The organism is Mycolicibacterium sp. XJ870, from assembly GCF_053483975.1.
In genome coordinates, this window is the sequence record NZ_JBEFTI010000001.1 from 377,229 (window position 1) to 395,762 (window position 18,534).

General features: G+C 63.7%; 18 protein-coding genes. 13 read left to right on the forward strand and 5 right to left on the reverse strand.

Features of this window, described 5'->3' with window-relative positions; all coding sequences use genetic code 11:
• Window positions 1-8 precede the first annotated feature (8 nt).
• A complete protein-coding gene (locus tag ABQF30_RS01865) occupies window positions 9-911 on the forward strand; it encodes an ROK family protein (RefSeq protein ID WP_448460591.1) in 903 nt (300 codons plus the stop codon).
• On the opposite strand, the gene ABQF30_RS01870 is transcribed toward ABQF30_RS01865, so the two are convergent.
• Window positions 815-1,261, reverse strand: a complete 447-nt coding sequence (locus tag ABQF30_RS01870; protein ID WP_448463360.1) for a winged helix-turn-helix transcriptional regulator — start codon at window positions 1,259-1,261, stop codon at window positions 815-817. The two genes, ABQF30_RS01865 and ABQF30_RS01870, sit on opposite strands and share 97 nt — an antisense overlap.
• 55 nt (window positions 1,262-1,316) lie before the next feature.
• On the opposite strand from ABQF30_RS01870, the gene ABQF30_RS01875 reads away from it, so the two are divergent.
• The 11 genes from ABQF30_RS01875 to ABQF30_RS01925 all read left to right on the forward strand — a co-directional run bounded on the left by ABQF30_RS01875 (window position 1,317) and on the right by ABQF30_RS01925 (window position 11,269).
• Entirely contained in the window at window positions 1,317-1,760 is a 444-nt protein-coding gene (locus ABQF30_RS01875; protein WP_448460593.1) for an anthrone oxygenase family protein, read from the forward strand.
• Window positions 1,761-2,140: 380 nt separating this feature from the next.
• Window positions 2,141-2,668 carry a 50S ribosomal protein L10 gene (gene rplJ / locus ABQF30_RS01880; RefSeq protein WP_448460595.1) on the forward strand — a complete coding sequence of 176 codons (528 nt, stop codon included), beginning with the start codon at window positions 2,141-2,143 and terminating at the stop codon, window positions 2,666-2,668.
• Window positions 2,669-2,746: 78 nt separating this feature from the next.
• Window positions 2,747-3,133: a 50S ribosomal protein L7/L12 gene (rplL, locus tag ABQF30_RS01885; RefSeq protein ID WP_448460596.1), complete on the forward strand. Its 387-nt coding sequence runs from the start codon at window positions 2,747-2,749 to the stop codon at window positions 3,131-3,133.
• Between the two features lie 180 nt (window positions 3,134-3,313).
• Window positions 3,314-4,411, forward strand: coding sequence for an ABC transporter ATP-binding protein (locus tag ABQF30_RS01890; protein WP_448460598.1), 1,098 nt, complete (start codon window positions 3,314-3,316; stop codon window positions 4,409-4,411).
• A gap of 555 nt (window positions 4,412-4,966) precedes the next feature.
• Complete coding sequence (locus tag ABQF30_RS01895; RefSeq protein ID WP_448463362.1) at window positions 4,967-5,872, forward strand: polyprenyl synthetase family protein; 906 nt, start codon at window positions 4,967-4,969, stop codon at window positions 5,870-5,872.
• A complete protein-coding gene (idi, locus tag ABQF30_RS01900; RefSeq protein ID WP_448460600.1) occupies window positions 5,872-6,516 on the forward strand; it encodes an isopentenyl-diphosphate Delta-isomerase in 645 nt (214 codons plus the stop codon). Before ABQF30_RS01895 ends, idi begins: the two co-directional genes overlap by 1 nt.
• 69 nt (window positions 6,517-6,585) lie before the next feature.
• Complete coding sequence (locus ABQF30_RS01905) at window positions 6,586-7,596, forward strand: terpene synthase family protein (protein ID WP_448460602.1); 1,011 nt, start codon at window positions 6,586-6,588, stop codon at window positions 7,594-7,596.
• Between the two features lie 87 nt (window positions 7,597-7,683).
• On the forward strand, window positions 7,684-9,357 hold the full coding sequence (locus tag ABQF30_RS01910; RefSeq protein WP_448460604.1) for an ATP-binding protein: 1,674 nt from the start codon (window positions 7,684-7,686) through the stop codon (window positions 9,355-9,357).
• Complete coding sequence (locus ABQF30_RS01915; RefSeq protein WP_448460606.1) at window positions 9,354-9,629, forward strand: hypothetical protein; 276 nt, start codon at window positions 9,354-9,356, stop codon at window positions 9,627-9,629. Before ABQF30_RS01910 ends, ABQF30_RS01915 begins: the two co-directional genes overlap by 4 nt.
• Window positions 9,622-10,347: a hypothetical protein gene (locus tag ABQF30_RS01920; protein ID WP_448460608.1), complete on the forward strand. Its 726-nt coding sequence runs from the start codon at window positions 9,622-9,624 to the stop codon at window positions 10,345-10,347. Before ABQF30_RS01915 ends, ABQF30_RS01920 begins: the two co-directional genes overlap by 8 nt.
• A 142-nt stretch (window positions 10,348-10,489) precedes the next feature.
• Window positions 10,490-11,269 (forward strand): class I SAM-dependent methyltransferase, encoded by a 780-nt coding sequence (locus tag ABQF30_RS01925; protein ID WP_448460609.1) that lies wholly within the window; start codon window positions 10,490-10,492, stop codon window positions 11,267-11,269.
• Window positions 11,270-11,278: 9 nt separating this feature from the next.
• Here the strand turns inward: ABQF30_RS01925 and ABQF30_RS01930 are convergent, their stop codons facing one another.
• Window positions 11,279-11,992 (reverse strand): response regulator transcription factor, encoded by a 714-nt coding sequence (locus ABQF30_RS01930; RefSeq protein WP_448460611.1) that lies wholly within the window; start codon window positions 11,990-11,992, stop codon window positions 11,279-11,281.
• Between the two features lie 206 nt (window positions 11,993-12,198).
• Here ABQF30_RS01930 and ABQF30_RS01935 point away from each other — a divergent pair, with 206 nt between their 5' ends.
• Window positions 12,199-13,119: an AraC family transcriptional regulator gene (locus ABQF30_RS01935; protein ID WP_448460613.1), complete on the forward strand. Its 921-nt coding sequence runs from the start codon at window positions 12,199-12,201 to the stop codon at window positions 13,117-13,119.
• Between the two features lie 47 nt (window positions 13,120-13,166).
• Here the strand turns inward: ABQF30_RS01935 and menD are convergent, their stop codons facing one another.
• The 3 genes from menD to ABQF30_RS01950 are packed head-to-tail and all read right to left on the reverse strand — an operon-like array spanning window position 13,167 to window position 17,502.
• Entirely contained in the window at window positions 13,167-14,930 is a 1,764-nt protein-coding gene (gene menD, locus ABQF30_RS01940) for a 2-succinyl-5-enolpyruvyl-6-hydroxy-3-cyclohexene-1-carboxylic-acid synthase (RefSeq protein WP_448460615.1), read from the reverse strand.
• Window position 14,931: 1 nt separating this feature from the next.
• Complete coding sequence (locus ABQF30_RS01945; RefSeq protein WP_448460616.1) at window positions 14,932-15,678, reverse strand: ubiquinone/menaquinone biosynthesis methyltransferase; 747 nt, start codon at window positions 15,676-15,678, stop codon at window positions 14,932-14,934.
• Between the two features lie 51 nt (window positions 15,679-15,729).
• Window positions 15,730-17,502 carry a 1-deoxy-D-xylulose-5-phosphate synthase gene (locus tag ABQF30_RS01950; protein WP_448463364.1) on the reverse strand — a complete coding sequence of 591 codons (1,773 nt, stop codon included), beginning with the start codon at window positions 17,500-17,502 and terminating at the stop codon, window positions 15,730-15,732.
• Window positions 17,503-18,534 lie beyond the last annotated feature (1,032 nt).

Consider the following 18,534-nt stretch of genomic DNA (forward strand, 5'->3'; position numbering starts at 1 on the left):
AGGCGCGCATGACTCTGACCCTCGCCCTCGACATCGGTGGCACCAAGATCGCGGTCGGCCTGGTGGACTCCGACGGCGTGCTCGTACATCAGGCCAAGCTGCCCACCCCTGACGGGGACGCCGAGACGGTGTGGGCCGTCGTCGACCAACTGCTCACCGAGACCTTGCAGGCGGCTGACGGGACCGCCGGCGGTGTCGGTGTCGCGTCGGCCGGTCCGATCGACCTGCCGAGCGGAACCATCAGCCCGATCAACATCCCAGAGTGGCAACGCTTTCCGATCGTGGAGCGGGTATCCGCAGCGACCGGGCTGCCGGTGCGGCTGGGCGGTGACGGTCTGTGCATGGCATTGGGGGAACACTGGCGCGGCGCAGGCCGGGGTGCTCAGTTCCTGCTCGGCATGGTGGTGTCCACCGGAGTCGGCGGGGGGTTGGTGCTCGACGGCGCACCCTATGACGGCCGCACGGGCAACGCCGGTCACGTGGGGCACGTCATCGTCGCGCCCGACGGCGGTGCCCTGTGCACCTGCGGCGGACACGGCTGCGTGGAGACCATCGCGTCGGGACCCAACATGACGCGGTGGGCTCGCGAACAGGGCTGGGACGCACCGCCCGAGGCTGACGCCAAAGAGCTGGCCGATGCGGCTACAGCGGGGGACCAGTTGGCGCTCAAGGCGTTTCGACGGGGCGCTACCGCGGTGGCCGCGATGATCGCCTCGGTGGGCGCGGTGTGTGATCTGGACCTGGTCGTGATCGGCGGCGGGGTGGCCAAATCCGGGCCGCTGTTGTTCGACCCGCTGCACGAGGCGCTGGCGACTTACGCCGGACTAGACTTTCTGCGGGGAATCCGGGTGGTGCCCGCCGAACTGGGTGGCGACGCCGGCCTGGTCGGTGCGGCCGCCCTCATCCGCTGATGGCGGGTGCGCTCCATGTGGGCGCGGCCCCAGTCACACAGGCTTTGCAGAACCGGCGCCAGCGTCATGCCGTATTCCGAGATCGAATAGTGCACGCACGGCGGTACCGTGCCCGCGTCGTGCCGGTCGATGATTCCCGCGTCGACTAGGTCGTGCAGATGCCGGATGAGCATGCGTTCGGTGATGTCGGGGATGCTGCGGCGCAGTTCCGCGGTGCGCATGGGGCCGTCGGCCAGCCGCCACAGGAGGGTGCCCTTCCATCGGCCGTCGATAACGGAGAGCGTCGCGTCGATCGGGCACTCGCCGACCTCCTTCTTCGACACCGCCATGCCGGCCTCCTCGCGTGTCACTGCCAAATTTGTCAGTACCTTGTTTTTTGTCAGCATAGTCACCAGCCTGGATGGCATGGAAGACATCGTTCAGATTCTTGCGGTGATCGTCACCGGCCCGCTTCTCGGCGTCGAGTTCGGCGTTGCCGCTTTCACCAACCCGATCCCGCGGCGACTGCCCGACGCCGCCTACTGGCAGGCCCGCGGCACCGGTGCAGGGATCCTCGGAACGGTGATGCCGTTCTGGTACCTGGGGGCGACCGCGCTGTTGATCGCCGTCGCGGCGTGGAGCCCAGGGCCGTTGCTCATCACGGCGGCGGTGCTGATGGGGCTGGTAATGCTGCTGTCCGTCACCACGCTGGTGCCGATCAACAACCGCGTCGCGGCGGGGTTCGGAGATGGCGACGGGGATCCCGACCAATTCCATGAGCTGGCCCGACGCTGGGACCGGCTGCACTGGGTGCGGGTGGCGTTGTTGGGGGCGGCGTTCGTGCTGCTGGTGGTCGCCGGCGCACGCTGACGGGGCGCGACTGTGCGCAAACCGATGAGAAAATGCGGCGCGGCGGGCAACAGACCCGCACGGTCGCCGAAACGAGGGGACCGTTTTGGCTGATCGGTGGGTGTTCGGCTACTCTGGTCGAGTTCCACCGAAGACCGTAGGTCACCGATGAGCGCTTGCGCGAAGAGCAAGTGGCTCGGCAATCGGTTGAAGGTCCGGATTTGTCTGTTGTTCCTCGCGCAAGCGGCTCATCAGAGACCCGGCGGCCCACGCAGGAGGACGAGGCTAGACCAGTTCTGTACTGGGTATATCTGCGCCCCGACCTGTCTGCGTCGGGGCGTTCGTCATTTCCAGGCCTTTCAAGCGGTGGAGCACACGAAACCCACCACAAGGAGGCATGCATGGCCAAGGCTGACAAGGCCACGGCGGTTGCCGACATTGCCGAGCAGTTCAAGGAGTCGACGGCCACCGTCGTCACCGAGTACCGCGGGCTGACAGTGGCAAACCTGGCTGAGCTGCGTCGTTCTCTCGGCGACTCCGCCACGTACACCGTCGCCAAGAACACTCTGGTGAAGCGTGCTGCATCAGATGCCGGCATTGAAGGTCTCGACGAGCTGTTCGCCGGTCCCACGGCGATCGCGTTCGTCAAGGGCGAGCCCGTCGACGCCGCCAAGGCGATCAAGAAGTTCGCCAAGGACAACAAGTCGCTCGTCATCAAGGGCGGCTACATGGACGGCAAGGCGCTGTCCGTGTCCGAAGTCGAGAAGATCGCCGACCTGGAGTCGCGCGAGGTGCTGCTGGCCAAGCTGGCAGGCGCCATGAAGGGCAACCTGTCCAAGGCCGCCGGCCTGTTCAACGCCCCCGCTTCTCAGGTCGCCCGGCTGGCCGCCGCTCTGCAGGAGAAGAAGGCCGCCGAGGAAGCCGCGTAGCAGCCGCTTCGTTTCAACCGCACTCTGCTGCTCAAACCAACCCACAAATCCGTAGAAAAATCAGGAAGGACCATAAACATGGCCAAGCTGTCCACCGAAGAATTGCTCGACGCGTTCAAGGAAATGACCCTGCTGGAGCTCTCTGAGTTCGTGAAGCAGTTCGAGGAGACCTTCGAGGTCACCGCTGCCGCTCCGGTCGCGGTCGCCGCCGCCGGCCCCGCCGGTGCGCCCGCCGAGGCTGCCGAAGAGCAGTCGGAGTTCGACGTCATCCTCGAGGGTGCCGGCGAGAAGAAGATCGGCGTCATCAAGGTCGTCCGCGAGATCGTCTCCGGCCTGGGTCTGAAGGAAGCCAAGGACCTGGTCGACAGCGCTCCCAAGCCGCTGCTGGAGAAGGTCACCAAGGAAGCCGCCGAGGAGGCCAAGGGCAAGCTCGAGGCTGCCGGCGCTTCGGTCACCGTCAAGTAGTTCGCGACTGCACAAAAAGAGCCCCCGGATCCTCGGATCCGGGGGCTCTTTGCTGCAGAATGGACTGCAAATCCGGTACATCGGGACAACGGTGATCCCGTGGTCCGCGGTGCGCTATGGTGACTCATGCCACAGGCGGTAGCAGGTGGCGCTGTGAGCTGTAGGTGGAAGGAAATCTGAATGGGCGTCCAAATCGACGTGACGGGGCTGAGCAAGTCTTTTGGATCGTCCAAGATCTGGGAAGACGTGACGATGTCCGTCCCCGCAGGCGAGGTCAGCGTGCTGCTGGGCCCGTCCGGTACCGGTAAATCGGTGTTCTTGAAGTCCCTGATCGGCCTGCTGCGCCCAGAGCGCGGCTCCATCGTGATCGACGGCACCGACATTCTCGAATGCTCGGCCAAGGAGCTTTACGAGATCCGCACGCTGTTCGGGGTGCTGTTCCAGGACGGCGCGCTGTTCGGCTCGATGAGCATCTATGACAACACGGCTTTCCCGCTGCGGGAGCACACCAAGAAGAGCGAGAGCCAGATCCGTGAGATCGTCATGGAGAAGCTGTCCCTGGTCGGTATGCCCAATGACGGACACAAGTTCCCCGGCGAGATCTCCGGCGGTATGCGCAAGCGCGCCGGCCTGGCTCGCGCCCTCGTGCTCGACCCGGAGATCATCCTGTGCGACGAGCCGGACTCCGGTCTGGACCCGGTCCGTACCGCCTATCTGAGCCAGCTGCTGATCGACATCAATGCGCAGATCGATGCCACGGTTCTGATCGTCACGCACAACATCAACATCGCCAGGACGGTGCCGGACAACATCGGCATGTTGTTCCGCAAGAAGCTCGTCATGTTCGGGCCTCGCGAGGTGCTGTTGACCAGTGAGGAACCCGTCGTCAGGCAGTTCCTCAACGGTCGGCGTATCGGTCCCATCGGCATGTCCGAGGAGAAGGACGAGGCGACCGCGGCCGCCGAGCAGGCCATGCTCGATGCCGGTCAGCACGACGGTGGCGTGGAGGAGATCGAAGGCGTCCCGCCGCAGCTGACCGCCACCCCGGGTATGCCAGAACGCAAGGGTGTGGGCCGGCGCCGCGCTCGCGTGCGCGAGATCCTGCACACGCTGCCGCCGCAGGCGCAGGCCGCGATCCTGGAGGAGCTCAACAGCCACAGCAACGGCCAGGCCGAGCCTGCTCCGGTGGCGAATTACGACGAGCCGACGGCACGCCATCAGCGCGCAGTGGAGGACGACGCCCCCACCGGTGTCATCGAGGTGCCCAAGCAGAGCTGATCAGAATCAGTTTCCCGATTCGGCGCGCCCATTGTGGCGCGCCGTTTTCGTCGGCCAGTGGCCTCGGGTAATGCGGTGGCGGCCTGGTGTCAGGGTGCGCCGAACACTGGCTGTCTGAGCACGCCGAAACCGCTGCACCGATTCTGAAGGACCCAAAGGGTTTCCGTACGTTCTGATGCGCGCTTCGTGCTCGCGGAGGACCCTGGTCATCCCTCAGGAGGAGGGAGATTGCGGTCTCGGGGAGGATCCGCGAACGCCAAGTCGGTTCCTATTCTCATCAGTTATGACCATCCGGAGGCCGGCGCGGGACCTGGGGCCTGTATGCGATCGAATCCGTTGCGCGACAAACCCGTTGGATCCTCGGAACGCTGCGTTTGATCGGCCGACGGCACGCCGTTGGCCGCTGCGAGATCGAAGTGGCGACCGGTGACCGTCACTGCTTCGCGTCCAGTGACAGGGGAGCCCAAACCTGCCGAAATTCTCGCGAAGGCGCGTGCGCTTTGTGACCCGGTATTGCGAAGTGCGGTCGAGCAGTTGCCGGAATCGCTGCGTCTCATGGCGGGCTATCACTTCGGTTGGTGGGACACGACAGGTCGTCCGATACGCGCGCGATCCGGCAAAGGGATTCGCGCTGCGCTCGTGATCGGAGCGAGTGCCGCGTGTGGGGGTACCGAGATGGCAGCGGTGTCAGCTGCAGCCGCGATCGAGATGCAGCACAACTTCACCCTCGTTCACGACGATGTGATGGACGCCGACGAAATGCGGCACGGCCGAGCGACAGTGTGGCGGGTGTGGGGCAGGGATGCGGCCCTCGTGTTGGGGGATGCGTTGCACGCGATGACGGTTCGGATGCTGCTGGACCTGCCGACGACATCGGTTCTTGAAGCGGTGGGGCGTCTTGAGGCGGCCACCCTCGAATTGTGCCGGGGGCAGTACGAGGACTGCGTGTTCGAGACCCGCTCAGCCGTGGAGGTCGAGGAGTACATGCACATGGTGATGGGCAAGACCGGTTCTCTCATGGGTTGTGCGTGCGCACTCGGCGCGCTGTGTGCCGAAGCCGACGACGCGACCGTCACTGCGTTCGGCAGATTCGGCCTGGAGCTCGGTGCGGCATTCCAGTTCGCCGACGACGTGCTGGGAATCGTCGGCGATCCGGCGGTGACTGGTAAGCCGGTCGGCAATGACCTGATCCGGCGCAAACGGTCGCTGCCCGTGGTCGCCGCGTTGGAGTCAGGTTGTCCGGGGGCCACCGAACTCAGTGAGCTGTACCGATCGGATGCGCCGATGACCACCGCCGAGGTGGCACGAGCCACGCAATTGGTGGCGGCCTGCGGCGGGCTCGACTGGGCTTCGGAGCAGGCAGCGCTGCGCGCGCAGTCCGCGCTGCAGGCACTTCCCGCCGGCATTGCCTCCGCGGAGCTTCGCGCGTTGACCGGAGTCGCGGTCCGGCGGGATCGATGATGGCGGCGGGCGGCGGTGGGCTGGCGACGTCTATCGATGAGCATGTTGTCCTCCTCGACGAACTCGGCAATGCCATCGGAACCGCTCCGAAAGCAGGAATCCACACAGACCGCACGCCGCTGCATCTTGCGTTCTCTTGCTACGTGTTTGGGCAGGACGGACGCTTCCTGGCCACACGGCGCGCTACAGAGAAGACGACCTGGCCGGGAGTGTGGACCAACAGCTGCTGCGGTCATCCCGCGCCCGGAGAGCCGATCCCGATCGCGATTCGCCGGCGGTTGCTCGACGAACTCGGATTCCGAAACGCCGAAATCGCCCTCGTGTTGCCCACATTCAGATATCGCGCAGTCATGCCCGACGGCACCGTCGAGTACGAACTGTGCCCGGTCTATCGAGCGACCGTCGATACCTCGCCCAGCCTCAACCCCCGCGAGGTTTCAGAGGTCCGCTGGCTGGAGTGGGATGAATTCTGTGCGGTGACCGCCCCGAATGCGCTCACACCCATCTCTCCATGGTGTGTGGAACAACTGGCGATCCTCACCAAGCTCGGCAGCCCGCTCACGTGGCCTGTGGCCGCGGAAGCTGAATTGCCGCCTGCGGCACGGACGAACCTTCCTTCGATTTCGGCGGAAGAAATGTGGTGAACATTCTCGAATTGGCCGCCAAATCGGCAAAACAGTTGCCCGTCAACACGAACGGAAAGGACCAGTTCAGTGAACACGCTTCAGTTTCCCAAGCTCGGCCTTGATGGCAAAGCCAGAATCAGCCCTGATGTGGACATGGCAGGGGCTCATCTGAAGGCCTGGTCGCGCAATATCGGCATGGTCGGCGACGGCCCCGGTGGCGACAAGTTCGATTCCGTCCTGCTGCACCGGTTGGCCGCCTGGACCTATCCATACGCAAGCGGCGACAGGCTCGACCTCATGGCGGATTGGATGGGATGGTTCTTCGCGTTCGACGATATTCTCGACGACACTGAAGACGGTTGTGATCAAAGGTTCGCGACAATGACTGCGCAAACCATCAATTCGGTCTACACCGACATCCCCGCTGCAGCCCCGAGTGCTGAGCTCCGCCCGTATTTCCTTGCCATGGAAGATCTATGGACACGGACCACGCAGGGAATGCCGGCCGGCTGGTGCCGGCGTCTCGCAAATGACATGGTCGAGTATGTCAACTCCTATCGCAGCCAAGCGCTCATCAATGCGCCGAGATGCGCTCTGGACGAGGTGTCTTACCGCGCTCACCGGGTGATCTCGAGTGCGGTATACGTGTCACTCGATATCGGCGAGTTCGCGTCTGGTTACCCGCTGCCGGAGTCGCTGGTGGTGCATCCGTACATCCGGGTGGCTCGGGAAGCGGCCACCAACATCGTCGCGTGGAGCAATGATCTCTACTCTGCCCCAAAGGAACTCAGCCTGGGTGACCTGTGCAACTACGTCGCAGTTCTGCGGGACCAGGACGGCATCACAGTGGATCAGGCAGCCGAGCGGGTCAGCCAACGTGTGCAGGAGCAGGTCGCTCTCTTGCACGAGGTCGAAGGTCGCATTCACTCGCAGCTCATCCCGCAGTTGACGGCTAGTGAGCGTCAGGCCGTGATCGCAATACTCGATACGTGTGCGTGCTGGACGACCGGCAATGTGGCGTGGTCCACGGAGACTGCGCGCTACGCATCCCGCCGCATCGACGAGATGGCGCGGAAGGCAAGTGCGGTCGCCGGATGACGTTCGGAGTGATCAGTGGATCTGGCAGGTATCGGGATGAACGGGAACGCTGTCGCTACTGGTGAGTCGGCTGGTCTGACGAGCCCGATGCCGCCTCGTCGCGAGTTTGCAGTGCGGTTCGACGCGCTGTACGTCAGAGGTGGTAGTCCGCCGTTGCGGGCGCTGTCGAAGGCGGCGCGTCAGCGTGCGCAGTCGCTCAAGATGAACGCGGGTGACCGGAGTCCCGAGCGCCCGGTGTTCGTGTCGCCCCAGCGGATCAGTGATTGGAAAGCGGGACGCAACGTTCCCTCTCGGTTCGAGGCAGTGCTGCCGGTGCTGCTGGTTCTCATCGACAGAGTTCGGCGTCGAGGGGAGCCCGCACGGCTCGAATTGGTCAGCCTGCCGTCGTGGAAGCGGTTGTGGGAGCGGGCGCAGCCGGGGCGACCGACCCGAGCAGCCGGCTCGGTTGGTTGTTTCCGGGATGGCAAATCGGCGCGTTGGGACCAGTGTGCAACGGCATTTGTCGGCCGGGAGAAGGCGATTGCCGATCTGGCCCGGATGGTGGCTGAGACTGCAACCGATCGCTCCGGACCACGGATCGTCGCCTTGACCGGTGCCAGCGCGGTCGGTAAAACATCGCTGCTGCAGGCGGGTCTGGTTCCCCTCCTGGAGTCGCATCCGCAACCGTGGACAGTGCGGATCCTGGTGGTCGGCGCCGAGCCGATGTCTTGTTTCGATGATGTTCTCGACCGCCGGGATTTCGTCGATGGCTGCGCGCGTGAGACCGCCACCAACGGCGGCGCGCACGGTGGAAATCCGCGTTTGGTGATCATCGATCAGTTTGAGCGAATCTTCTGCCACGGTGTGGATTCCGGTATGCGTGAGTCATTCCTGACGATGGTGCAGCGGCTCGCCCGTACTGCCGTGGTCTTGATCAGCTGTCGCTCAAGCGACGTTGCGGCGTGTGCCGAGCTACCCGAGCTGGTAGAGGCGGTTGAACGTCGTCGATACCGGCTCGAACCGATGGGTCTCGCCGAACTACGGGCAGCGGCGGAGCTCGCGCACGGCGATGGCACACAAGTCGAGACCGGCCTCATCGATGTCGTGCTGGCCGCGCTTGCCGGACGCAAGCCCGACCATGAGCCGGCAGAGATTTCAATCCTGTCACGCACGCTCGCCTCGCTACGACGTCGATGCACGGGATCGCGCCTGACCGTGGCAAGTTACCGCAGAATCGGGGGCGTGGTCGGAGTGATTCATGATGCCGCAGAAGCGGTGTGGGAAAAGCTTGGACCACAGGAACGAACGGTCACCAAACAGATCCTGTTGGCTTTGGTGGGCGCGCACGCGTATACCGATGATGCGCGCCGCCGGATCCCCTACCGCGAGCTGCGGTGCCTGACCGACGGAAAAGTGCACGGACCGCAAGCTCTGGACAAACTCGTCGATGCGAAGATCATCACCGTCGACGAGGGGCAGGCCTACCTCAGTCATGACCTGTTGCTGACTTGGCCCAGACTCGTAACGTGGCTTGACCGGGAACGACCCGCGCTGATCATCCGCGGTCGGACCACGACCGATTCCGCGGAATGGATCGCCGCTGACCGGGACCCTTCACTGCTCTACCGCGGGCTACGCCTGGCCACGGCGATCCATTACCTGGACAACACAAGCGAGCTCGCTGTCGAATTTCTCCGCGACTCGATGCGCGCAGAACAGGCAACCGGTGAACTGCGCGCTGCCGAGGCAGCCATTGATGTTGGTGCGCGGGGCAATCGATGACAACAACGGAGGCGAGGGCGATGAATGGGTTCTACAAGGGCAAACTGCCGGCAGCGTTTCCGGTCTGCCTGCACGTGACAAAAAGAGAGGCCGATCGCATGGTGAAACAGTTGATCGGTCTGGGCGGCGATCCACACGGCAGCAGCTTCGCCTACACCGCCGATGGCCCGTATCTGTGGCTGAGTGAGGCCTCAGCGAAAGCACTAAGAGTCCCATTGGAATCCGACGCGCTTGGTCGCGCCGGTCGCAACGGAGGTTTTTACCATGGTTGACCACCCCGCATTGGCTGGCGTGGATGAGTTGGTCGGAGCGGCCCGCGAGCTCCATGAACTGGTCGAAGATCTCCAATCCCATGTCGCCACAGACGATCGGCTGAGGAGTACGGAACTCGTGGATCGCGTGATCGATGAGATCTGGTCAGATGGTGAGGTCTTTCCCACTGCTGTTGCCGCGGTTCCCGTTCTGTGCACACTGCTGAAACAGGACGCATCGTGGCTTCACCCGAAGCTGCTGTTGGTGCTCGGCGTGCTGGTTGAGGCAACTTCTGACAACCCCGACATTGCGAGGGATGTTCACCACCAGATTGGTTCGCGACTCGACCTCTATCTTTCACTGGCCTCGCGTGCCCGCCATGATGATTCGCTCAAACTCGCGCTGATCTATCTGCTGGCTCACTTTCCAGAGAACCGCACCAAAATCGAAGTCGGCCTCGAAATGATCCCCATGACGAACGACGACAGGGCCAGAATTGATCGCTGCCTGACCATCCCCGATTTCAGCCAGGACGAGACTTTCGCGCTCATCGGCCACAGTTGGCCGACGCCGGCGATCTGGGAGCTCACAGCGGAGGAGAATCTCATCGACGCTTCCTGGCGACAGTCCCTCGACCTGAATGACGATGAAGCAGCACAGGTTTGGGATCTGGAGACCAAAGCGATACTTGCTTATCTCGGCGCTCAGGCAGAGCATGCAATCGGTGGCACTTCGTGACGACCCCCGTACTGCGAGTCCGGTCCCGAATTCTACAACCGTTCACCGTTAGGACGATCTGATGTCTCTCGATCTATTCCATAGGCACGCACAGGTTTTCACGTGCACTCGATGTGCGGGTCCGCTCTCCGGTGAGGGAGACATGGCACGTTGCGGCGAGTGCAGCACGTCTTTCCTATGGCAAGACGGGTATCTCGATCTGGTGCCGGAGCTGCGGCTGCCCACCACGGCGGGGCTGGGGCCGTTGCTCCTTCAAGACCCGCTGCAGGTAATCCGCTACGAAGATCTCACGAGACCCGCGTTCTTGCGGGTCGCTGCCACCAACTGGCAACCCGCACTAACACCCGAAGACGAACGCCAATACCTACGAACTCACGCCGATCCCGCCGACGGACCGATACTCGACATCGCATGCGGTGCGGGACGTTGGACGAGGGTCTTCGCGGACCAGTTCGGCTACGAACGCATCATCGGCCTCGACATGAGCCCGGCCATGCTGACGGCGATCAGCCGTGATCTACCGGGTGTGCTGGCTGTACGAGCCAGTGCGCTGCGGCTTCCCTTCATGGACGATTCCCTCGGAGCTGCGAATTGCTCGGCTGCCCTGCAGATCATGCCGGACCCCAAGAAAGTCATCCAAGAAATCGGCCGCTGTATCCGCCCCGGTGGGACGTTCACGCTAGCCACGCTGCAACCCGCATCTCGCCAGCTGCAACGCTACTTCCAGCACCGGCAAGAAGAAGTGTTCAACACCCGGTCGTTCGATCCCAAAGACATTCTTGAATGGCTTGACGGTGCCAACTTGACCGTGATCGACCACACCACGCCTGCAGGCTTTCAACTCGTAACTGCCGAAAAGCGAGGTGCTTTCGCGTCCGATACTGACCGCGATGCTTCGCAGTTGCGTGAGCTCGTCCCGTGACGTGAGTGGTCAGCATCTGCTGGCTGCGAGTGTTTGGTGGTAGGCGGTGGTCACGATGCCGTGGTCGTAGGCGTAGACGATGGCGGCTTGCCGGTCACGTAGATCGAGCTTGACGAAGATGCGGCCGATGTGACTCTTTACCGTGGTGCTCGAAATGCTGAGTGTGTCGGCGATTTCAGCATTGGTGAGGCCGCGTGCCAGCAGGGTCAGGACGTCGCGCTCGCGCGCGGTCAACTGCTCCGGTGGCGCGTGGGCGACAGCAGGAGCAGGGGCGCGTCGGTACGTCCGCAGAACGCGGTCGGTCATCGCCGGATCGAGGTATGCGCCGCCCCGCGCGACGGTGCGTACTGCCCGGATCAGTTCCTCGGCCGAGGAATGTTTGAGTATGAATCCCGCGGCCCCTGCGTGTAAGACCCCGGTCAGGAGTTCGTCATCGTCGGACGTGCTGAGGGCCAAAACCGGTGGGCCGTTGGTTGCGGTGAGTTGTCGGGTGGCTTCGATTCCGCTGATATGGCGCATCCGGATGTCCATGAGGACGATGTCGGGTCGGCAGTTGGCCGCGGTGGCCAGCACTTCGCCACCGTCGCTGGCTTCACCGACGATGTTGAATCCGTCTGCACGTTGCAGTATGTGTCGTAGACCCGAGCGGACCAGTTCTTGGCCGTCGACCAACAACACGCTGATCTCGGGATAGTCGCTATTTGGATCGAACTGGGTGCTCATCGACGTCCGAACTGTATTTGGACAGCGGAATTTGGACTCGTACCTGTCGAGCGCCTTCCTGAATCAACAATTGCACGAACACCTTCCGTTGACTCGCGACTGGACAGATCGCGATCACAGGGCGAGGTTAGTAACATCACGGTGGGCTGGGCTTGCGTGAACGCGCACGGTGCTGCCGGATCCGCGCAAAAGGAGGCGGCGGTCGGATGGCGACGGCGAAGTACCTCACCGGCGGGGAGGACACCCGCAGCGTTGCTCCGCGTGAGCAGCCCGACGCATGGAGCCGCCATGTTGCCTCCACCCAGGGAAGGGTCGATTGCGCGTTCGGGGCGTCGGACACTTTTGTCGGTGGCACCCGGGTACAGCGCTGCGGGGATATCGGACTTGTAGAGTTCTGGTCCGACCCCGTGTGCTACGTGCGGCCGCCCCGCGCGGCTGACTTGGACAATGACGACAGCATCCGGTTGCTGCTCCCACTGTCAGGAAGTCTGAAGATCTCCGGGCCGAGCGCGGACCGGCGGTTGAATCCGGGAGTGGCCGCGGCGGCGGTTTCCATGAGCGCGGGGTTTCATATCGAGCACCAACGGCCAGCGGAAGCGCTGGTTCTCTCGGTTCCGCGTCGGCTCTGGCAGGGAACGCCGCCCTCGGATCCGGCGGTGTGGGAGCTCGGTCGGGGCTGTGGAGCAGTGTTGGATGCGATGTTGCGCGTGGTGGCTGAGCAGCGCGGGCACCTGAACGCCGCGTCTTTCGTGCAAGCGTGCGAGTCCGCGGCCATGCTGGTTTCCGGATACCACGGCGACGTTGACCTGACCTCTCAGGCCAGGGTTGTCGCTCGTCAGCACGCCGACAATGTCAACTTCGATCCCGCGGCACTTGCTGACCTACTCGGGTGGTCACTCCGATCGCTCCAGTTGGCGCTGCACCGAGCAGGCACCACGCCTGCCGAGTTGATCCGCGCCGAGCGCCTCGAACGCGCCGCCGCTCGGCTCCGCCATCCATCTTGGCGGCGACACACGGTCAGCCACATCGCGTTCGCCTCCGGATTCGGCTCGCTCAGCGCATTCAATTCGGCGTTCCGATCGCGCTTCGGCTACACGCCGACTGACCTACGAGCAAGCGTGACTTAGCATCGCCGCTTGACAGCACGCTCAACTGTTTCGGAGCGCCCGGGCTGTTATTGCTGACGGGGAACGGTGTTGGCGACGGCGGCGGCAATTGCGGCGCGGAGCCGCGTATGCAACGGACGGAGTATGGATCGTGGACAACCCACTTCCACGACACGCACACCGGGCCTCGGTGTGATTGCCGCGCGGAACTCATCGGCGGTGTCCACTCGCTGGTGGGGAACACCGAACCCGGCACAGAGACGGGCGATGTCGACACTCTGAGGTGTGCCGAATATCCGTTCGAACTGCTCGGCGTACTGTGGCTCGCCTTGTTCCAGGAGTGAAAAGATGCCGCCACCAGAGTCATTCAAAACCACGATGGTGAGATCGGGTCGTGGTTCGGCGGGGCCCATGGCCAGACCCGTGATGTCATGCAGGAACGTCAAATCGCCCATCAGCGCGTATGCGGTGCGACCGTCCGGAGCGCCGTCGGCGAGGCCGAGCGCCGCGCCGACCGCAGTGGAAATACTTCCGTCGATCCCGGCAACCCCCCGATTGGACACCACGTGGATGTCGCTGCGTGGGACCGCGACCAGGTTGACGTCGCGAATGGGGTTTGAGGCGCCGACAAACAACAGGGATCGCGCGGGCAGCGCATCGACCAGGTTGCGGGCGAGTTGTAGTCCGCTCGGCCAGGGTTGGCTCGACAATACGTCGTCGACCACCTTGGCGGCGGCGGCGTCGGCGTCGAGCCAGGCCCGCAGCCAACTTGGATCGCACCTCTGGGCGAGGCGCTGCCATGCGCACCGGTGCGGTCCTTCCGGTACGAGCGAGACGCTCACCTGGTGAGCGGAGTGTCGAAGGTCGGTTCGATGCACGGGGTCGCCGACGACATGTAGCACGGGGGCCTGCGCGGCGATCCGCTGCACCCCGCGACTCAAAGTCGATCTGCCAACCACGACAACAGAATCCGGGAGAAGCCAGCTGGGCAATTCGTCCAGCTGGGCGATGAGTGCCCCGTTGTTGACGACGGCATTGTCGGAGTCGAGGGTCGCGTATCCAGCGCTCGTTGGCTCTGCGAGCACCGGCCAGCCCAGCTGCCAGGCGGTGCGACTCGCTGCCAGCGCGGCATCGGGCCGGGTTTCGCCGATGATCATCAGGGTGCGGGGCGTCAGCTGGTCCGGAGATCCACCATGAATCTCGTCGGTCGACTCCGAAGTCCGGGTCCACGGTGTCCCACCGATGCGGCCACTTGTCGATTCCGGCCAGTCTTCGTCGCCGTCGGGCACAAGGGGTTCGCGGAATGGCATGTTCAGTTGCACGGCTGTCCCGGCGCGGGCGAGCCCAACCGCGCGGCAGACCAATCCCCGCCACAGTGCATTCTGACCGCAGCGCCGTTCGGCTACCGGAAATTCCACTGCGGCAGCGGCATTCCCGTAGATGGCGTGTTGATCGATCGTCTGGCTGGCGCCGGTGCCGTGGTACTCGGGTGGCCGGTCGGCCGTGATCACCAACATCGGCGTGCCCGAGTGGTGCGCTTCCAACACCGCCGGGTGGAGGTTCGCCACGGCGGTTCCCGATGTACAGACAACCGCGGCAATTTCTCGGCTTCGCCCGCCAAGTGCCAATCCACGCGACAGGCCCAATGCGAGAAAGCCCGCGCTGCGTTCATCAACGCGCACGTGTAAAGAGACCTTGCCGGTCTGTACGGCGTCATAGAGCGCGAACGACAGCGGTGCGTTGCGCGACCCCGGACATAACACGACGTGTCGGACGCCGTTGCGCGCCAGCTCGTCGACAATCACTCGAGACTGGATGGTGGACGGGTTCACGTCACGGCCGCTTTGCCGGATCCTGATCCTGCTGCGCGACAGGTTCTTCCGAGGAAAAGGGCGCGACTGCAGTGTGAACGTGAACTATGCCCCAATCCAAGCGACGGAACGAAACCTGGCTCCAGCCGGCCTGACTGATCCACTGGGAGAGCACCTCTGGATCTGGCCATGCCCGAATCGACTCCGCGAGGTACTTGTATGCCTCGGGGTTGCTGCTGATCGCCCGTCCGATGATCGGCACGACGTACCGCAAGTACGCCCCGAATACGATCCGCGGTATGCGCCCGGGCGGCATGCTGAACTCGCATACCACCAACCGGCCACCCGGGCGGGTGGCAGCGCGCATTTCCGCCAGAACGACTTGAGGTTTCGCCATGTTTCGCAAGCCGAACGAGATTGTCGCGGCATCGAAGCTCTGTCCGTCGAACGGCAGTCGATGAGCGTCGGCAAGCACCGTCTGCAGATGGCTGTGGCGTCGTTCGCAGACAGCGAGCATGCCTGCAGAGATGTCGCATGCCACAACACGAGCCCCGTGGCGGGCCAAGATGGCCGCCGATGTACCCGTCCCCGCCGCGACATCCACGATTCGACGTCCGGGTCCAGCGTCGGCGCCCTTGGCCATCTCTTCGCCCCACGTGTCCATCCGCCCCCACCACAACCGGGCTCGAGTGCGGTCATAGCCGGCTGCGACTTGGTCGAACATGCCGGCCACCTCGGCGGCGTTCTTGCCCAGGTCTGCTCTAGTCATGGTTCTTGCGTCCTGTCATCACGTTGCGGTCATTTCCGAACTGGCACTGGGTCAGGCTGCGGAATGTTCAGGGGCGGTCCGCAGAAGCGATCGGCAGGCCGTTGCGATGTCCGAGCCCGTCAAACCAAAGTGCGCCAGCAGTTCTGAGCGGGAACCGTGTGGAATGTATGCGGTGGGCAACCCGAGTGCCCGAATGTAGGTCGGAGACTGCTCGCTCAACATCTGCACCAGGCGAGTGCCGATCCCGCCATCGGCTATGCCGTCTTCGACGCTCACGGTGATGCGGTGCCGGGCCGCGACTGCCGCAAGAGCGGGATTGAGCGGCCAGACCCAGCGAGGATCGACGACTGTCACACCGATGCCGCTGTCGGTGAGTTCCGCGGCAGCCTCGAGGCAGGAACCGGCCATCGCGCCGACTGATACCAGCAGGACATCGCATGTCGGTTGCGGGCTGTCGTAGAGGATGTCCATCCCAGCCAGTTGAGCCACTGCGGGAATATCTTGCCCAGCAGTGCCTTTGGGGTAGCGCAGTGCGGTCGGGCCATTGACGTCGATCGCCTCGTGTAACAACTCGCGCAAGCGCGCGGCGTCGCGCGGGCAAGCAACCCGGATTCCCGGTACGCAGCTCAGCAACGCCAGATCCCAAATGCCATGGTGACTGGGACCGTCCGGTCCGGTGATGCCTGCCCGGTCCAGCACCACGGTGACCGGTAGATGGTGCAAGCCGATGTCGAGGAGGAGTTGGTCGAGCGCGCGGTGCAAGAACGTCGAATACAACGCCACTACCGGATGCGCGCCGGCCGTGGCCATGCCAGCCGCCGAGGCGAGCAAATGTTGTTCGGCGATACCGGAGTCGAACACGCGATGTGGGTTTGATCGCGACAACGCACCCAGCCCGGTCGGTAACCGCATTGCCGCGGTCAGGGCGACGACATCCTGGCGGGTCCGCGCCAACTCGGCAATCTCATTCTCGAACACGTCTGTCCAGCTGCGCCCGCCGCTTGACATGGTCGACTGGCCGGTTCTGGGATCCACGACGCCGCAAGCGTGCATCCGATCATCGGCGTTGGCCTCCGCAGGTGGATACCCTCGCCCCTTCGCCGTCACCGCATGGACGACGACTGGCCCAGTGATAGTGGCTGCTCGGCGCAGCATGGCGCTGGTGGCCATGACGTCGTGTCCGTCGACCGGGCCCAGGTATGCGAATCCCAGCGTCGTGAAAAGGTTCCCAACTTCGGACTCGCGCCGCCGCAACTGTCCAAGATGTGCTGCGAGGGCCCCGACAGTCGGGTCGTAGGAGCGATCGTTGTCGTTGAGTACGACGATGACCGGCAGACTCGATGCACCGAGGTTGTTCAGCCCTTCCCACGCCACACCGCCGGTCACGGCACCGTCTCCGATGACTGCGACAACGCGCCGGCCAGTCTCACCGCGCATGTGCATCGCTTTTGCCATTCCATCGGCCCAGGCGAGACTCACCGAAGCGTGGGAATTCTCCACCCAGTCGTGGGACGACTCGGGCCGACTCGGATACCCGGACAACCCGCCCCATTTGCGCAGTGTGTGGAAATCGGCAGCGCGGCCGGTAAGGAGTTTGTGCGAATATGCCTGGTGCCCGGTGTCGAATATCAGCACGTCGTGCGGAGAATCGAATACCCGGTGCAGCGCGATGGTCAGCTCCACCGTGCCCAGGCACGGACCCAGGTGCCCGCCGGTCGCGGTCACAGTCTCAATCAGACACGTTCTCAGTTCCCGGGCCAGCGTCAGCAGCTCGTCCGGATCGAGTGCTGCCACATCGTCGTGGCCGCTGATCGAAGCGAGCACGGGAGTTTCGCGGTAAGCCGCCGCCGCAGGCGCCGTTGCTGAAATTGCTGTCATGGCGTTCTCTTTCCTGCCGGCAGCCGGATTGACAGTTGCAGGGCGATCTTTCAACCGTGCGGTTGTTGACTCAGTCGGTGCGAGTGGCCTGGCTCAGGAAGCCTCGTTGAAAAGAATGGCCGGTGATGGCGCGACCGGAGCCGGGCATACTTCTCGAGCTTGAGTTTCAGATTTGTCTAAAGTGCAAATTTCGACCGGGAATGGCTGGACTTTCACGCCAATCGAACTTTGTATTTACATATTCACACCATAGCGACGTTCGTCACCCCGAGAAACCGTTCATTGCCTCCGCCGCCCCGTTTGTGCTGGCTGGGGGACCACAATCGCTGTCCGGACCGGATGCCCTTCGTCCATGCCGGTGTCATTGAGGGTGTCAACGGAGCTGATCGAATTTCTGGCCAACCTGGTGCCCGTCGGTGGCGCGCCGAATTCGACATCACAGGGATCGGACGTCGGTGAGCCGTCCTCGCTTCCGGTGCCGACTCGGGGCGCGGTCACTGTGGACGCCTGGTGCGATCCGCAGGGCGCCTACGGCGACGCCGGCCACGGCGCAGCTGCGGGCGCTCAGGGTGGAGGCTGGGCCGCCCGACGACCGAACCCAGGGTGCAGGGCTCAACGCTGCTCGACCACGGGGGAAACTCCTGCCAAAACACTGCATGAGCTCTTGACGGACGGGCCCAAACCGACCAATCTGTTGGGCAGCATGTGTGAAGGGTTTAAGGACGCCAGCCAGCGCCAGGCGACCCGTTTCATGCAGTGGAGCTGTGGTGGTTGAGGAATGCGCCGTTCTGCGCTATTGTTGGACGTTGCGCTGGCTGCATCCTGCCCACCTCACCTGCACTTGACACCGTGGTCCTAGCCTGAGTATTTGCTCAGTATCTAGTCCTGTGCCTTGCGTCCGGGGTTTTGGACAGGCAGAACGCCAGCCGAACCGACGCAGAATCGCGACAAATGGTCCGGTGTTATCCGGCTCCTGAT

Excerpts from the sequence above, each read along its gene's own strand:
- idi (WP_448460600.1), top strand. The coding sequence starts at position 5,872 with ATGGCGGCGGGCGGCGGTGGGCTGGCGACGTCTATCGATGAGCATGTT.
- rplL (WP_448460596.1), top strand. The coding sequence starts at position 2,747 with ATGGCCAAGCTGTCCACCGAAGAATTGCTCGACGCGTTCAAGGAAATG.
- ABQF30_RS01890 (WP_448460598.1), top strand. The coding sequence starts at position 3,314 with ATGGGCGTCCAAATCGACGTGACGGGGCTGAGCAAGTCTTTTGGATCG.
- ABQF30_RS01945 (WP_448460616.1), bottom strand. The coding sequence starts at position 15,678 with ATGACTAGAGCAGACCTGGGCAAGAACGCCGCCGAGGTGGCCGGCATG.
- ABQF30_RS01915 (WP_448460606.1), top strand. The coding sequence starts at position 9,354 with ATGACAACAACGGAGGCGAGGGCGATGAATGGGTTCTACAAGGGCAAA.
- ABQF30_RS01935 (WP_448460613.1), top strand. The coding sequence starts at position 12,199 with ATGGCGACGGCGAAGTACCTCACCGGCGGGGAGGACACCCGCAGCGTT.
- ABQF30_RS01920 (WP_448460608.1), top strand. The coding sequence starts at position 9,622 with ATGGTTGACCACCCCGCATTGGCTGGCGTGGATGAGTTGGTCGGAGCG.
- ABQF30_RS01930 (WP_448460611.1), bottom strand. The coding sequence starts at position 11,992 with ATGAGCACCCAGTTCGATCCAAATAGCGACTATCCCGAGATCAGCGTG.
- ABQF30_RS01895 (WP_448463362.1), top strand. The coding sequence starts at position 4,967 with ATGGCGGGCTATCACTTCGGTTGGTGGGACACGACAGGTCGTCCGATA.
- ABQF30_RS01875 (WP_448460593.1), top strand. The coding sequence starts at position 1,317 with ATGGAAGACATCGTTCAGATTCTTGCGGTGATCGTCACCGGCCCGCTT.
- rplJ (WP_448460595.1), top strand. The coding sequence starts at position 2,141 with ATGGCCAAGGCTGACAAGGCCACGGCGGTTGCCGACATTGCCGAGCAG.
- ABQF30_RS01910 (WP_448460604.1), top strand. The coding sequence starts at position 7,684 with ATGCCGCCTCGTCGCGAGTTTGCAGTGCGGTTCGACGCGCTGTACGTC.
- ABQF30_RS01865 (WP_448460591.1), top strand. The coding sequence starts at position 9 with ATGACTCTGACCCTCGCCCTCGACATCGGTGGCACCAAGATCGCGGTC.
- ABQF30_RS01925 (WP_448460609.1), top strand. The coding sequence starts at position 10,490 with ATGGCACGTTGCGGCGAGTGCAGCACGTCTTTCCTATGGCAAGACGGG.